This is a genomic window from Cupriavidus sp. 96C5-1 (assembly GCF_057798855.1).
On sequence record NZ_JBYOJU010000073.1, the window covers coordinates 20,786 to 33,817 of the forward strand.

The following is a 13,032-nucleotide window of genomic DNA, read 5'->3' on the forward strand; positions in this document are numbered from 1 at the left end:
GGAGATGCGCGGCCCGGGATCCGGGTCGCGCGAGTATGCAGCCGGGCCAGGGCGCCGGCTGCGGCGGCGCTTACGCGCGCTCGTTCCAGCTGTCGGCGTGGATGATGTTGCCGTCCTTGTACGACCAGGTGATCTTCTCGTAGCGCAGTTCGATGTCTTCGAGATGGTTGTGCTTCTCGTAGGCCGGGTTCTTGATGTCGAGCATCTTCGGCGTGACGCCGACCACCTTCACGTTCTCGAGCCTGGTGTTGAAATACTCCTTTTCCTTGCCAGCGTCATCGATCCTGTACCACTTGATCTCCACCGACTTGAGCGTCTGGCCGCTGGTGACGGCCTTGTACAAGTATGGCGTCGAGGCGTCGGTTTCCTTGGTGAAAACGATCGGCTTGTGCACGCGGGTGCCGGTCAGCTTGCCGGTATTGGAGTCGGTCGGGATATTGACGCCGTGATCGAAGGCGACCACCTCGACGCTGCCTTCGCGCTCGGTCACCGTGACCGAGCCCTTGATGTCGGCGCCGCCATCGTCCTTGATCCACATGTATGCGGGAATTGCCATTTCTTGATACTCCTTCTACTGGAATGAACAGGCCGGTTGGCCAGAAGTTTCCCGATGCGCGCGACCATCGTCGCGACAATCGGGGACAAGCGTGATCTCGACCCGGCGGTTGGCGGCGCGGCCGGCCTCGGTGTCGTTGGCGGCCCTGGGGCGGGTGTCGCCATAGCCTTGAATCGCAAAGCGGGTCAGGGACAGCGCGGCCGCATCGGCCAGCCAGTCGCGAACCGACGCCGCGCGCGCCTCGGAGAGCTTGAGGTTCGCCCGCGGGTTGCCCGTGGTGTCGGTGTGTCCGGCCACCAGCACGCGCTTGCCGGGATGCGCCTTGACCATCTCCAGCGCGCCGATCAGCACACGGTTGGAGCCGGCGTTCAGGGTGGCGCTGCCGCTCCTGAAGAGCGACAGGCTGTCCAGTTCGATGGTCGAAGGCGGCGGTGCCGGCGGCCGGTAGGCCGCGATCAAGGCATTGAGCGGGCCCAGCAGTCCGGCGCCGCGATAGAAGCCCAGCCCGAGCCGCGGCGGCACGCCGGACCGGCGGTATTGCTCGAGTTCGTCGCGGTCGCGCTTGAGTGCCTGCAGCGCATCGACACGGGCCGCGTCAAGCGCCGGATCAATGGCGCGATAGCGGGCCATGTTGTCGGTGACGCGCGCGACCAGCGCACGGTTCTGCCAGGCGGAGGCCGCAGCGGCTGCGCAAAATGCGAGCGCCAGCCAGGCAAAGGCGTGGCCCAGCGCACGCGGCAATGCGTGCCGTACGGGCTGCAGAGCGATGCCGCGGATCAGCGGTTCCGGCAAGGGGTAAGGCGCCCTATCGGCGGCATGGCCCGCCTGGGCCGTTCGCGTGGCGGGCGCCAGCCCGGTTGCCTGTGCGACGAAGCCGGCATAGAGGGAGTCTGTGGCAGGCACCCCTTTGGTGGCGATCACGCCAAGCGCGGCGACGCCCGCCGGGCGCGCGTTCCGGAGCCCGTCGCGCCCTTCGTCCCGCAGCGCGGGCAGCAGGGCGCCGCATGCCCACCTTGCCAGCGCGTCGAGGCGGGCGGCGCGGTGCATGCGCGGGGCCCGGTCAGCCGGCAGGGCCGACCATGCATACTGCATGAGCCGGCCCGCGATCTGGGCGGACAGGTCTTCGCCCGGTGGCAAGCCGGCGCCGGAGAAGCCAAACCACGGGCAGTCGTCCGCCGGCCCACCGGCTTCTGCCATGTAGACGGCGACGCCGACCGGCAGGGGATAGCCAACGGCCCGGCTGGCCTCGCCGACCGCCGAGCGCCAGCGCCTGAGTCCGGCGTTCAGCGCGGCAGCATCCCGCGCCTGGTCGGCACCGATCAGGCAGACGACGGCGTCCGGGCCTTGTCCTTCGCGCCAGCGCTTGAGGGCATCGGCCACGGGCGCCAGCCGGGTCGGCGCGTCGATACGCACCCAGATTGCCGCATCGGTGTTCCTGACCAGCGCATCGCCGAACGCCTGTGCGGGCGCGCCGTCGCTATCGCCTACCGCCAGCACCAGGGGCGTGTTGCGGCGGATATCGCCCGGCAGCGCGTCGGTCGACGCATGGATGGTCTCCAGTATGGCCTGCGAGGCGCGCTGGCGTGCGCGCACCCGCCGGGTGGCAATCAGGATGGCCACCGCAGCGAGTGCGATGACGAACACCGCCAGCAGCAGGTTCCACGATGAGCGCCATGGCGAGCTGAGCGCGAGCCAGGCGAGCGCAAGCGCAGCGATCCAGCCAAAGAGGGCGCGGTAGGGGTAGCCGGTCACGAGACCCCTTTCAGCCGGCGAGCCGGGCGATCGATGCGGCCAGCCACCGGTCCAGCGCCAGGTAGACCAGTCCCGCGCCGAGGCAGGTAAGCGCCACCCAGGCAAGCGGCGTCAGGCCGTCCCATCCACGCGCCTTGCCGCTTGTCACGATCACCGGCCCGGTGGCGTCGGCCAGGCCGGCGCGCTTCAGGCGGTTATCGATGGCGCCCATCAGTGCCGCCCGGTCGCTGGCGCCATCCAGCGCGAACCGGCCCTGGAAGCCCAGGGCCAGCACGGCGTGGAAGACCGCCAGCAGCGGCAGTACCGGCTGGGGCTCGGCCAGGCGCCGCTCGATGCGGGCGATCAGCGCTTGCCCGGCGTCGTGGCTCTGGAATTCCCTGACCTGCAGGGGCTCGTGTTCCCAGGTTTGCCGGTCGGAGCCCTCGAGCCGGCGCAGCGCGACCTCATCCAGCAGGGCGCATTGCGCGTAGACCGCATCCTCGGCGACCTCCGGCGGGTGGCCGGCGGCCCGGAGTTCCTCGCGCAGGCGTGCCACGTGCGCAAGGCATCGCGCGCGGAACGGGCCGAAGGTCTCGGGCTTGGCCCGGTCGGCCAGCCCCGTGACGGTCAGGGCCGTGTCGCGCAGGGCGGGAGGCAGAATCATGGTGGCTGTCGTCATGCCGGCAATACCGCAAAGAGTTCAAGTGACACGTCGGGCAAGGACGCGGGAACGTAGAACTGGCAGGCCCGCGCGGCCAGCATGCGGCCGAACGCCGGGTGCGCGCTGTCGAGCGCGAAGTACTGGTTCTCGATACGCACCGGGATGGCCGCCGGCAGGCGCGACAGGGTCCGCAACGGAATCCCCGGCAAGGCCGAGTTGACGATCTGCTCGACCTCGTCCGGCGCCCCGGCCTTGCACAGGCGCGGCAATTGTTCGAGCAGCGCATGGGCGGGCAGCCCCGCCTGGACCGAGAGGTAGTACTCGGCCCCTTCCACCAGGCGCTCGTCGTGGATCTTGCCGACCCAGACCGTGGGCCTGGCACGCTCCAGCGCCACCGGGACGACCCGCGATGGGATCACCGTGTCGAGCAGCGTGCGGATCAGCGATTCCAGCTCGGCGAACACCGGCTCCGGGGCGCGGTGATCGTAGGCCGGAACGGCCTGCAGCGTCTCCGTCGTGGAGAAGGTCAGCAGCGACCCGGCCAGGCGGGCCAGGATGCAGTAGAGCCGCTCGGGATGCTGTTGCGGCGCGGCGCACAGCCGGGCCAGTTCCGGCCAGTTGCCGTTTACGCTGTGCAGCAGCCAGAACAGGGCGACGTCGGCTACCGCGTAGTCGGCAATCTGGTCGGAACGCTCGCGCCGGCGTACGGCCAGGCTGGCGCTCTTGGCGCTCAGGATTTCCGCGAGCCGCTTCATGCGTTCGGTAAGCCGGGCGCTCGCCGACAGGAAGAGACAGGGCGGTACGAACGCCAGGTCCAGCTCGAAGCTCCCCTGCGGCGTGCGCACCAGCCGGGCGAGGGGGCAGGTCACATAATCGCCGTGCTCCTCGAAATCGAACAGGAGAGCCAGCGCGTGCCGCTCCACGCTGATCTCTTCCTTGCCTTCGCCGTGCAGGTCGGCCACCGGCAGGTACTCGCGCACGAAACGGCGCGGCCGGGCGGGCCGCTCGCCGGCCTCGACGCAGTTGCCGCCCTGCGCATCGGCCAAGGGTAGCCCGATCAGCACCACCACGGCATCGACGCCCGCAGGCACGTCCGCGAGGTCGCGCGCGGCCGGGGTGCAGTCCGCCGTTTCGGTATCGACTACGGTCCCGTCGGGCAGGCGGACTGCCAGCGCGCTGACGGTCAGGCGATGGATAGTCAAAGCCTGCGAGTCGAGCGCGACGCGTACGGTGCCCCATGGCTCCGGGCTGGCAATGCGCGCGACATGCTCGTCGGCGTAGCGGTCCCACAGCGCCTGTTGCTGGAAATGCTGGGGCGTCATGAAGATGCCCTGGGCCCACAGCGGTCTGGTGATTTTCATCAGTTTGCGCGAGAAACCTCGGCCTTCAGGCCGTGGAGGGATAGCGCGCGACGCGAAGCGTCGCCCCTGTGCCCGCTCTCCATTGTGGAATGCGCTACGAATGAGTAAGCGTATCCGTCACCGCGCTCAATGATCCTGCAATAGCGATGAGAAATGCCTTGCACAGGCCCGTGCTCGGTCTGAATGTTGAAGGATCCGGTCGCGCGAATCGCGACCCGGCCCACATGTGTGCCAGCCTTCTTCCCCGTCGGCACTTCGGCCCGGACCATGTCGCCGGTCTGGAAGCCAAACACGCGTTTGCTCCGTATCAAGTAGCCGCGGGGGAAACCAGACGCTGTGAGGCGGGTGCGCTGGTAAGCGCCGCGGCCCGCGCACTTGATCGTCAACGTGGGCTTCTGCCAGGCCGAGACAGAATCCACCACGCCAACGCACGCTGCGTCCAGCGCATGGGTCTTTGGCAGTTCGAGGCGCCGGCGGTTGTACTTGGTTCGACCGCCCGATCCGGTCTCCACCGGCAGGCCCGTGGTCACCAGCGCGTTGTATAGCGCCCAGCGGGTCGAATTGACGGCAGCGGCGTCACGAAGCGGTGCCTTTGCCCGCGCCAGAATGCGTTTGACACGTTCTGGATCCTTGTGCAGGAATTCAGCGAGAGGCCGCGCTGCCTTCTTGCGATTGCAAGGCACGCAAGCGAGCGTGAGATTGGAGCTGCGATTCGACCCGCCGGTGGCGCGTGCTTCGATGTGCTCCATCTCCAGCGGCGTGTCGCGGGCATCGCAGTAGGCGCATTGCCGCCCCCACTTCTCAAGCAGATATTCACGGATTTCGTAGCCTGCCAGTTCCCCTTGTTGGTGCTCGACGCCCGTTATCTCCGGGTTCTGCATCGCCTGCATGTCGAAGCGGACGAGTTCGGCGCTGATGGCGGTAATCGGCGCGAGTGCCAGGAAACGGCTTACCCAGGCCATCGTCGTGTCGACACGGTGCTGCAGGCTGGGCGCCAGCCACCCCGCTGGCTTGCGTCGGTTGCTGAAGCGGGCGGCCCGATAGCGCGTCTTGCGACCGCGTCGCGCCCGGCGCATAGCCCGCCGTGCGGTCAGGTTCAGGCTGATCTGCGCGCCGCGGTGGATCAGTTCCGCCAGGGACAGGACGGCAGCATGCCGAGCCGTCTTGTCGTCGCCGGAGCCGGCCTCGCGAACGATTGCCACGCCGGTTCGCTTGCTGCCGGGATCGAGCTTCAGGCGAAGCGGTTGCAGGGAGCAGTCCGTCTTTCGCCGATCCACCAGACGGATAGCGAAGGGCATCACACGGTGCACGCGCGCGCGGCCGCGCGTCAGCAGCAATCTTGCTCGCTTCTCGCTGCACGGCATGAGTGGCTTGCCGCTCTTGTCCAACACAAAGACTGCCACGCAATCTCTCCCAAAAGGTGCCCTTACGGGCCTGGTGACGCCTCCCTTGCGGGAAGTCTCTCCTCGGCAATGTTGCGAACCGGCGATCTGCCCCGATCCGTTTCGTGCTTACCCTGTCGCTTGTCTGCAACCGGGGCTTCAAGAGGTTGGGACTGAGTGAAGCATCCCAACGTTGGTCTTGCACCTATTCGCAACGTAGCGGGTTGGTTACCGCTTTGCCTGGTCAACCCGAGCTTGGTCAGTTGCCTTTACAAGCTCCGGCTTTTAGGCCGGGGTAGTTGACCATGCTCGGAAGAAGCGGGCCGGCGCGCGCTGGCACGCCCTTGCCCGAAATGCACGCCGTGTGGAGGCATTTCCTCCTCGCGGCAGTGAGGCGTCCCTGGACGCCCCGCTCAGAGGCTCAGTTCTTTGCCTTCGGCATCTGCGACACCAGCGAGAGATTGATATCCATCCCCTCGATCTGGAAGTGGGGCACGATGAAGAGCTTGATGCGGAAGAAGCCCGGGTTGTCCTCGATATCCTCGACCATCACCTTGGCTTCGCGCAGCGGGTGCGAGGCCTGGAGCTCGTCGCCCGGATCGGTCATCTCGGTCACGAGCGTCTTGACCCAGGTGTTCAGCTCCAGCTCCAGCAGGCGCCGGTCCTTGGTGGTGCCGATGTTCTCGCGCTGGATCAGCTTCAGGTAGTGAGCGATGCGCGAGAGCAGGAAGATGTATGGCAGCCGCGCATTGACGCGGCTGTTGGCGGTGGCCTCCCTGGTGTCGTAGAGCGCCGGCTTCTGGGCCGAGTGCGCCGAGAAGAAGCACGCGAAGTCGTGGTTCTTGTAGTACGACAGCGGAATGAAGCCGAGATTGGCGAACTCGAACTCGCGCGTCTCCGGAATCAGCACCTCGGTCGGGATCTTGGCCTGGTTGCCGGTGCCCAGGTCGTACAGGTGGATCGGCAGGTCCTCGACCAGGCCGCCGGCCTGCGGGCCGCGAATCTGCACGCACCAGCCGTTCTTGATGAAGCTCTGCACCATGTTCGCGGCGAACGCGAACGACGCGTTGGCCCACAGATACCGGCTGTGATCCGGGCCCTTGACCGCCTCCGTGTAGTTGAAGGCGCGCACCGGCACCGTGTCCGGACCATACGGCAGGCGCGCCAGGAAGCGCGGCAGGGTCAGGCCGATATAGCGGGCATCGTCCGAATCGCGGAAGCTCTTCCACTTCAGGTACTCGGCCCGATCGAAGTAGTTGCCGATATCGCGGATGCTGGCCACTTCCTCCATCGACTCCTTGCCGAAGAATTCCGGCGACACCGAGCCGATGAAGGGCATATGGGCGGCGGCGGAGACCTTGGAGATATTACGCAGCAGGGCGATATCCTGGGGGCTGCGGTCGAACGCGTAGTTCGAGATGATCGAGCCGATCGGCTCACCGCCCGGGGTGTCGTATTCCTGGATGTAGGTGTGCAGGTACATGCCGCTCTGGATGACCTCGGGCGTATCCTCGAAATCCTGGCGCAGCGCATCCTTGGAAGCATCCAGCACTTCGATCTTGACGTTCTTGCGGAAGTCCGTGCGATCGACAACGAACTTCAGCCCGCGCCAGGCCGATTCGATCTGCTGGAACGTCTCGTGGTGCATGATGGCATCGAGCTGACGGCTGATCCGCTGGTCCAGGTGCTCGATGTGAAAGTCGAGCAGGCTCTTGTCCAGGCGGTCCACCTGCTGGGACGAGTCCTGGATCATCTTCAGGAAGACGCTCATCGCCTGGGCGACACGCTCGTCCAGCGACGATTCGGAGAGCGCATCGGCACTCTGGAACGATTCCACCGGGCGCGTGCTCTTGACCGGCGTCAGGTTGATCTTCTCGCACAGGGATTCGTACACGCTCTTGCCTGGGGCGTCCAGGACGATGGTATCTGCTTCGCTATTGGCGCGGGCGCCGATTTCATGCTTGGACATGGGGCTCAATCCTCAGGGAATCAGGTTACTGGGCGGACGGGGAGGCCGGTGCGGCCTGGCCGATCTTTTGAAGATCGGCGCGCAGACGCTCGGACAGCGCCGGGTCCTTGAGGATCTTCTCGAGCTCGCGGCGGAACATCGCGTTGTCGAGCAGGTTCGACTTCAGGTCACGCAGCAGATTGCGCGCCGCCATCAGCGCCCGCAGCTCCGGCACCCTGCCGGCCACCACTTCCGGCTTGAAGTCGTCCATGGACTTGAAATCCAGATCCACCGGCAGCTCGGAGCCATCGCCGGCAAGGGTGTTCTCCACCGCGACCCTGGCCTTGGGATTGAAGTCGGCGAGGACGGAATCGAAGTTGTTCTTGTTGATGGACACCTTCTCGCGCTCGGCGAGCGCCCGCGTGTCCCGCCCATTGCTGTAGTCGCCCATCACCAGCATCTTGAGCGGCAGCTCGACCTTCTTCTGCGCGCCGCCGGTATGCAGGTCGAGCTTGATGTTGACCCGTGCCTTGGGCACTTCGTTCTGGAAGCTTTCGGCCATGTCGATTCCTTTTAATTCCTGATTGAACGGTGTTGGATTCAGGCGATGAAGAGCAATGCGGCTGTCAATGCAAAGATCAGCACTCGAGTGAATAGCATGGGAATCCAATCGGAGATATGAGATTTTTCCGGTTTTGCCTGGGTTGCTGCCTGGACTGTTGCCTTGAATTGCAGGTAATTCCCATGGAGAGAACCCGCCTCACGGGAGTGTCCATGAAAACGGACTCAAACAATAACCGAGTGAACCGCGCACCGATTTGATCAGAGTTTAAACGCGCCGTAATTGGGAAATTTCTGCTTTTTTTTGCGGAAAATTCTTCATTTGAGATGTTTTGATAAACGCGACTTCCAACCGTTCCCAGCGCCCGCGAATGCAGGTAAGGTGCAGCGCGAGCAAGCTCCGCGACCGTGCCAGGTTGCTTGTTACATTACAGGGAAGGCAATACCCGTGCTACCAGAACTACCAGAACCAGAAAACCATGCTGAATCACAAGAGGACGACCGCCGTCTGGGCATGCTTGTGGCGCTCAAGCTTGGCGACTACATAACCGGAGAACAGGTCAACGAGGCGCAACAGCGGCTGGACGAGGATGCGGAAGCCGAGTTGAAGGGGGATACCATACGAGCCATGCTTGACTGGCTGATTGCCGAGGGCTACACCGATCAGGAAACCGAGGCAAGTGCCACGGGCCGCCTGATGGAGGAGCGTTTCGACGATATCAACGCCCAGGTGAGCTTGCTGTTCCTGCTGCGGGAACTCGATCCGCTTCGCTTCGAAAAGCGTGCTGAAGCGCTGATAGGGATGGCCCTGAAAGAGCAGAAGAAAAAGCAGAGACTCTTCAGTGCCGGCGGCTTCGCCGTGCTGATCGTGATCGGTGCTTACATGCTGTGGCCCGCTTCCACGCCGTCGTGCGGGGCGTCGAACACGGTCAAGGCAGTGGATTCCATCATGATCCGGGCCCGGATAGACGCGACGTTGAAAAATCCACTCCTGATGACGGACACGGATAGTCAAAGCCATCCCCACGTCAGCAACTATCGGGAAATCGGTTATGACGAGGGCAACCGCTCTCGCGGCTGCGTCGCCGACCTGGCCGTCGCCGATGAAAAGACCGCGATCGGCTACGTCATCCGGCCTGATGAGAAAAGCAAAAGCGACTACGCCGTGCAGATGTTCCCGTCTGGATATGTAACCGCGCGCTATGACGCGAAGGGGCTCAACAAGAAACTCGGGGCACCGCTAGGCCGGGAAACCATCAGCGCCAGCTTCATGGCGGGAGTCGCCCGGCTGGATGCCGATCTCGCCACGATCTCGCCGAACTACGGGAAGCCGCTGCTGGACCACGGCGAACCCTCGACCAAGGCCAACAGCATATTGGGCGTCCTCCCGGCCGCGGACTGCAGGCGGATCGATGGCGACCATGTTTCGTGTCCGTTGCTGATCGACTACCGGGACAACCTGCTGGAAGCCATCGGCGCGATCTCCTTGCTCCAGCTGAAAGGGGATTTTGTCTTCGTCAAGGATGGCAGCGGCTGGAAAACGTCCGATGACTTCCCTAAAACGTTGACACAAGCCATCGTTGAACGACGCATTGCAACGGTCTATGGCGACGCGGCCGCGGACAAGCTGGGCGTTGGGCAATAGTCAGGTGCGGCGATAAATGTCATTGAATAACATGCAGTACCCCAGGCTGTATTCGAGAAATTTCTCCTTTTGAGTGCGGAAAATTCTTTATTTGCATGAGGTTGGGAAATGCGACTTTCAACCGTTCTCAGCGCCCGCAAATGCGGGTACTCGAGTGGCTCCGGCAAGTCTGGAGCGACGACGTGCAGGCGCGTTTCGCCGGCGTTGCGTTCGATCTCTGGTTCCGCACCCGGGCCAATGCCGATCGCGCCTGGTCTCCCGGTGTCCCGCCAGGCCCGGTGGGCCAGGAAGCACTGGCGATGACAGAAGCGCAGCATCTCGATCTGCTCACCCTCGGCTATGCCGACAAGCTGACGCTACAGCTCAGACAGATCTACGGCGAATTCCCAGAGCACCCCTCGCATGAGGCGTTGCAGGAAGCCGTTGATGTCCAGATCGAGCGCGCGGCACGCTACCGGATCCGCAGTGAAGGCGACATGCTCCAGTATGTCTTCGAGGGACTGCTGATCTCCGCTCGATTCGACGAGCATCCATTGATCCATCCGAAGCTGCTGGCGGCTTCGCTCGGGGATATCTCCTTTTCCGAAGTGCTCTCGCTGGTCGGCGATGCGTGCCGGGAAGAATTCAGGAAGGACAAGAGTATATGAAGAGAGGACGAGTCGCTGTTTGGCACCTGCTGCTGTCGCTGCTGGTGGTCACCGGGTGCGATGCATTCACCTCGGAGCCGTCCCGAGATGGACAGTACCGCTATCCCGGCTCCAGCGAGTACATCACGGAAGGCGCGTCGCCTGGATCGAAGGGGTTTCGTGTAGGAGCCCAGCCCCCGGCACTGCGGGACATGCTGTACGAGACGCTGACTGCGGGAGCGGTGCTGGAACGGATGGATGCGCTATTTCAGCATCAAGGTCCTGCATTCACGCAAATCAGCCTTGCGCACCCCGTCTCGGACCGCAAGGACCACCTCCGGGTCCCCGACATGATCAAGGCATACCGCAGCGTGGTGCCGCCCGAAGCAGGCCGCGACTTCACGCCCCATATGGAGGTACTTCTGCGCTGGCTGGCGGTCCGGTATTCATCGCCTGCGCTCGAGGAAATGCTCTCGCGCCACGCAGATGAGGTAAAGCGCGCGCACTTCGCCCTGGGGCAAGAAGCCAAGGATGCCGAGGCCGCGTATCAATTGGAGCGCAGACGCTCCCCCGTCGATCACGTGGCGCTGTCCAGGGTCCTGACCAGATGGCACGCGGCGCGGGAAGCGCAAGCCCGTGCCCTTCCTGCGATGGTCCCGGCGTTGGTCCGCCCCAATATCTGGGAGCGTATCGCAAAGGAGGCGCAGGAGCAGGCTTGGCGCTTGTCGTTTCAGGAGGACCTGCAGAAATCAGCCGATCGCCTCAGCAGCATGAAGGGCCGGATGGAGTTGCCATATGAGGCTGACCTTGACGAGAGCGTGAGGACGATCGAGGCGACTGTTCTGAGACCGGAAGCCGCGGTGCTTGCGCAGGCGTGGGCGGATGGAACCAAAGGAAAGAACCCGCTCCCGCCCGAGGTGATGGCGCTGTTCGACCTGTTGATCCTTGGGCAGCTGCCAGAGCGCTCTTGAACGGAGTGAGGATGAGAATGCGATCGGTCTGGTTGTTGATTGTGTCGTTGGTGCTGGTCACGGGGTGCGAAGCACTTTCCTCGGAGCCGACCTACGGCGGGTTGAGCGTGGGGGCGTTTAACTACACGCCATATAACCTCGAGACGTTTGTCGTCAGAGACCAGTTTGGCAACACGGCAGGCGGAGGCGGCGACCTGATGCCGGGAGCGGGGGAGGGTTCTCTTAGCTGCTGCTACAAGCTGAAGGGCACAGAGTTCACGGTGGACTGGATTCTTGTCGACCAGGACGAGTTCATGAAGGACCCCTATGGGCCGCTCCAAAGGATTCATAGAACGACGTATGTACATCTTCCCCACACGAAGCTTGTCGGCGGCGCGGGCGAGCGCGTCCTCGGCCTGCATTTCTACCCGGACGACCACGTGGAGTTCGAATTCCGCAACGATCTGCGAGGCACGCGGATTTTCTACGCAGATGTCTGGGATTGGCTGCGCAAGACGCACGGCAAGCTGATCAATCCTGCAGCGGAAGATGACGGTGTGGTGTTCCGCCGGACTGCGCGCCTTGCCGCAACCGGCTGGGTGAAATACCACCTGTCGGATACACGGGATCTTCAGCAATACGTGTATTTCACGTTGCTGAATCCGAGGTTTGACGAGCATCCGGCCATCCAGAAGACCCTGACCGAGACCAAGGATACGCCGGGGGCCTTCGGCGCGGCGATGGAGAACCTGCCGCCCACGGTCGTCGATGCATTGAAACGCAATCGGGCACAGGACAAGCAGAAAGGAGATTCTCATGGCTAAACCACTCGACTCCGCGGACCGTACACCGCAGGACGTGCTGGATGGCATGCTCTCGGCGCACAAGCCGTACAAGCATGACGAATGCATTCCCTGTGGCGCGGTCGTCAAGATGGGCTTCTTTTTCGACGCTTTCGGCCGTCATCGGAAACAGGACGATTCGACCACGTCACGCTACTCCAACATCAGCCGGTTGCCGGCTGCATGTAGTCGAGGCGGGGCTTCGACTTCCGTATGACGAGATTCTTCCAGCACCCTCAGGCTTGAAGTCGTCCATCGTACGGTGATCTCGATCCACTGGCAGCTCGGAACTGCCGCCGCAGAGTGTGATCTCCACCGGGATCTTCGCGCCTTGGCTTGAAATCAATCGGCGCAGCGTTCGAGCGATGGTAAATCATAAAAAATAACACGCGGTCCCTCAGGCTGTATTCGAGAAATTTCTCCTTTTGAGTGCGGAAAATTCTTTATTTGCATGAGCTTGGAAAATGCGACTTTCAACCGTTCTCAGCGCCCGCGAATGCGGGTAAGGTGCAGCGCGAGCGGGCATGTCGTCGAGCGATACGCCTCCCTTTGCGGCAGGCACAGCCTCTGTCGCGCTGACAATGGAGCGATAGGCAATAGCGGATTGGATTGATGAGCGGAACGAATACGGCGGTGCGTCGCGCAAGAGGCTCACCGGGCAGCAGTCGTATTTCGTCGAGGTGCCCAGCAGCGCCAGCGCCGCCGGGTTGTCGGTGGTGTCGTTCGAAGCCGTCGAGCGCATGGGCGAGCCCTACACCGTGACGATCCA

General features: G+C 63.7%; 13 protein-coding genes. 5 read left to right on the plus strand and 8 right to left on the minus strand.

Annotated elements, in window-relative coordinates:
• Window positions 1–70 precede the first annotated feature (70 nt).
• From AC3FOF_RS42250 to tssB, 7 genes are all read right to left on the minus strand, one after another.
• Window positions 71–556 (minus strand): Hcp family type VI secretion system effector, encoded by a 486-nt coding sequence (locus tag AC3FOF_RS42250; protein ID WP_017227889.1) that lies wholly within the window; start codon window positions 554–556, stop codon window positions 71–73.
• Between the two features lie 15 nt (window positions 557–571).
• Window positions 572–2,308, minus strand: a complete 1,737-nt coding sequence (locus AC3FOF_RS42255) for an OmpA family protein (protein WP_488730060.1) — start codon at window positions 2,306–2,308, stop codon at window positions 572–574.
• A gap of 10 nt (window positions 2,309–2,318) precedes the next feature.
• Window positions 2,319–2,966, minus strand: coding sequence for a DotU/TssL family secretion system protein (locus AC3FOF_RS42260; protein WP_488730061.1), 648 nt, complete (start codon window positions 2,964–2,966; stop codon window positions 2,319–2,321).
• Complete coding sequence (gene tssK / locus AC3FOF_RS42265; RefSeq protein WP_488730062.1) at window positions 2,963–4,309, minus strand: type VI secretion system baseplate subunit TssK; 1,347 nt, start codon at window positions 4,307–4,309, stop codon at window positions 2,963–2,965. The genes AC3FOF_RS42260 and tssK overlap by 4 nt, the downstream gene beginning before the upstream one ends.
• Window positions 4,309–5,712, minus strand: coding sequence for an RNA-guided endonuclease IscB (gene iscB, locus AC3FOF_RS42270; protein WP_488730063.1), 1,404 nt, complete (start codon window positions 5,710–5,712; stop codon window positions 4,309–4,311). The genes tssK and iscB overlap by 1 nt, the downstream gene beginning before the upstream one ends.
• A gap of 400 nt (window positions 5,713–6,112) precedes the next feature.
• A complete protein-coding gene (gene tssC, locus AC3FOF_RS42275) occupies window positions 6,113–7,660 on the minus strand; it encodes a type VI secretion system contractile sheath large subunit (protein WP_488730064.1) in 1,548 nt (515 codons plus the stop codon).
• Window positions 7,661–7,685: 25 nt separating this feature from the next.
• Entirely contained in the window at window positions 7,686–8,201 is a 516-nt protein-coding gene (gene tssB / locus AC3FOF_RS42280; protein WP_488730065.1) for a type VI secretion system contractile sheath small subunit, read from the minus strand.
• 447 nt (window positions 8,202–8,648) lie between these two features.
• Between tssB and AC3FOF_RS42285 the strand changes: the two genes are divergently transcribed.
• The 5 genes from AC3FOF_RS42285 to AC3FOF_RS42305 all read left to right on the plus strand — a co-directional run bounded on the left by AC3FOF_RS42285 (window position 8,649) and on the right by AC3FOF_RS42305 (window position 12,480).
• Entirely contained in the window at window positions 8,649–9,845 is a 1,197-nt protein-coding gene (locus AC3FOF_RS42285; protein WP_488730066.1) for a hypothetical protein, read from the plus strand.
• Between the two features lie 182 nt (window positions 9,846–10,027).
• Complete coding sequence (locus tag AC3FOF_RS42290) at window positions 10,028–10,492, plus strand: hypothetical protein (protein ID WP_488730067.1); 465 nt, start codon at window positions 10,028–10,030, stop codon at window positions 10,490–10,492.
• Window positions 10,489–11,442, plus strand: coding sequence for a hypothetical protein (locus AC3FOF_RS42295; RefSeq protein ID WP_488730068.1), 954 nt, complete (start codon window positions 10,489–10,491; stop codon window positions 11,440–11,442). Before AC3FOF_RS42290 ends, AC3FOF_RS42295 begins: the two co-directional genes overlap by 4 nt.
• Window positions 11,443–11,459: 17 nt before the next feature.
• The gene (locus tag AC3FOF_RS42300; RefSeq protein ID WP_488730069.1) at window positions 11,460–12,245 is read left to right on the plus strand and encodes a DUF3304 domain-containing protein; all 786 of its coding nucleotides are present in this window, start codon (window positions 11,460–11,462) and stop codon (window positions 12,243–12,245) included.
• Window positions 12,238–12,480 carry a hypothetical protein gene (locus AC3FOF_RS42305; protein WP_488730070.1) on the plus strand — a complete coding sequence of 81 codons (243 nt, stop codon included), beginning with the start codon at window positions 12,238–12,240 and terminating at the stop codon, window positions 12,478–12,480. The genes AC3FOF_RS42300 and AC3FOF_RS42305 overlap by 8 nt, the downstream gene beginning before the upstream one ends.
• 180 nt (window positions 12,481–12,660) lie before the next feature.
• Here AC3FOF_RS42305 and AC3FOF_RS42310 read toward each other — a convergent pair whose 3' ends face one another.
• The gene (locus AC3FOF_RS42310) at window positions 12,661–13,005 is read right to left on the minus strand and encodes a hypothetical protein (protein WP_488727302.1); all 345 of its coding nucleotides are present in this window, start codon (window positions 13,003–13,005) and stop codon (window positions 12,661–12,663) included.
• Between the last annotated feature and the right edge of the window lie 27 nt (window positions 13,006–13,032).

What these genes read in the sequence shown, in the direction of transcription:
- AC3FOF_RS42295 (WP_488730068.1), top strand. Translation starts at nt 10,489, where the DNA reads ATGAAGAGAGGACGAGTCGCTGTTTGGCACCTGCTGCTGTCGCTGCTG.
- AC3FOF_RS42300 (WP_488730069.1), top strand. Translation starts at nt 11,460, where the DNA reads ATGCGATCGGTCTGGTTGTTGATTGTGTCGTTGGTGCTGGTCACGGGG.
- AC3FOF_RS42310 (WP_488727302.1), bottom strand. Translation starts at nt 13,005, where the DNA reads ATGCGCTCGACGGCTTCGAACGACACCACCGACAACCCGGCGGCGCTG.
- AC3FOF_RS42260 (WP_488730061.1), bottom strand. Translation starts at nt 2,966, where the DNA reads ATGACGACAGCCACCATGATTCTGCCTCCCGCCCTGCGCGACACGGCC.
- tssC (WP_488730064.1), bottom strand. Translation starts at nt 7,660, where the DNA reads ATGTCCAAGCATGAAATCGGCGCCCGCGCCAATAGCGAAGCAGATACC.
- tssK (WP_488730062.1), bottom strand. Translation starts at nt 4,309, where the DNA reads ATGAAAATCACCAGACCGCTGTGGGCCCAGGGCATCTTCATGACGCCC.
- AC3FOF_RS42305 (WP_488730070.1), top strand. Translation starts at nt 12,238, where the DNA reads ATGGCTAAACCACTCGACTCCGCGGACCGTACACCGCAGGACGTGCTG.
- tssB (WP_488730065.1), bottom strand. Translation starts at nt 8,201, where the DNA reads ATGGCCGAAAGCTTCCAGAACGAAGTGCCCAAGGCACGGGTCAACATC.
- AC3FOF_RS42250 (WP_017227889.1), bottom strand. Translation starts at nt 556, where the DNA reads ATGGCAATTCCCGCATACATGTGGATCAAGGACGATGGCGGCGCCGAC.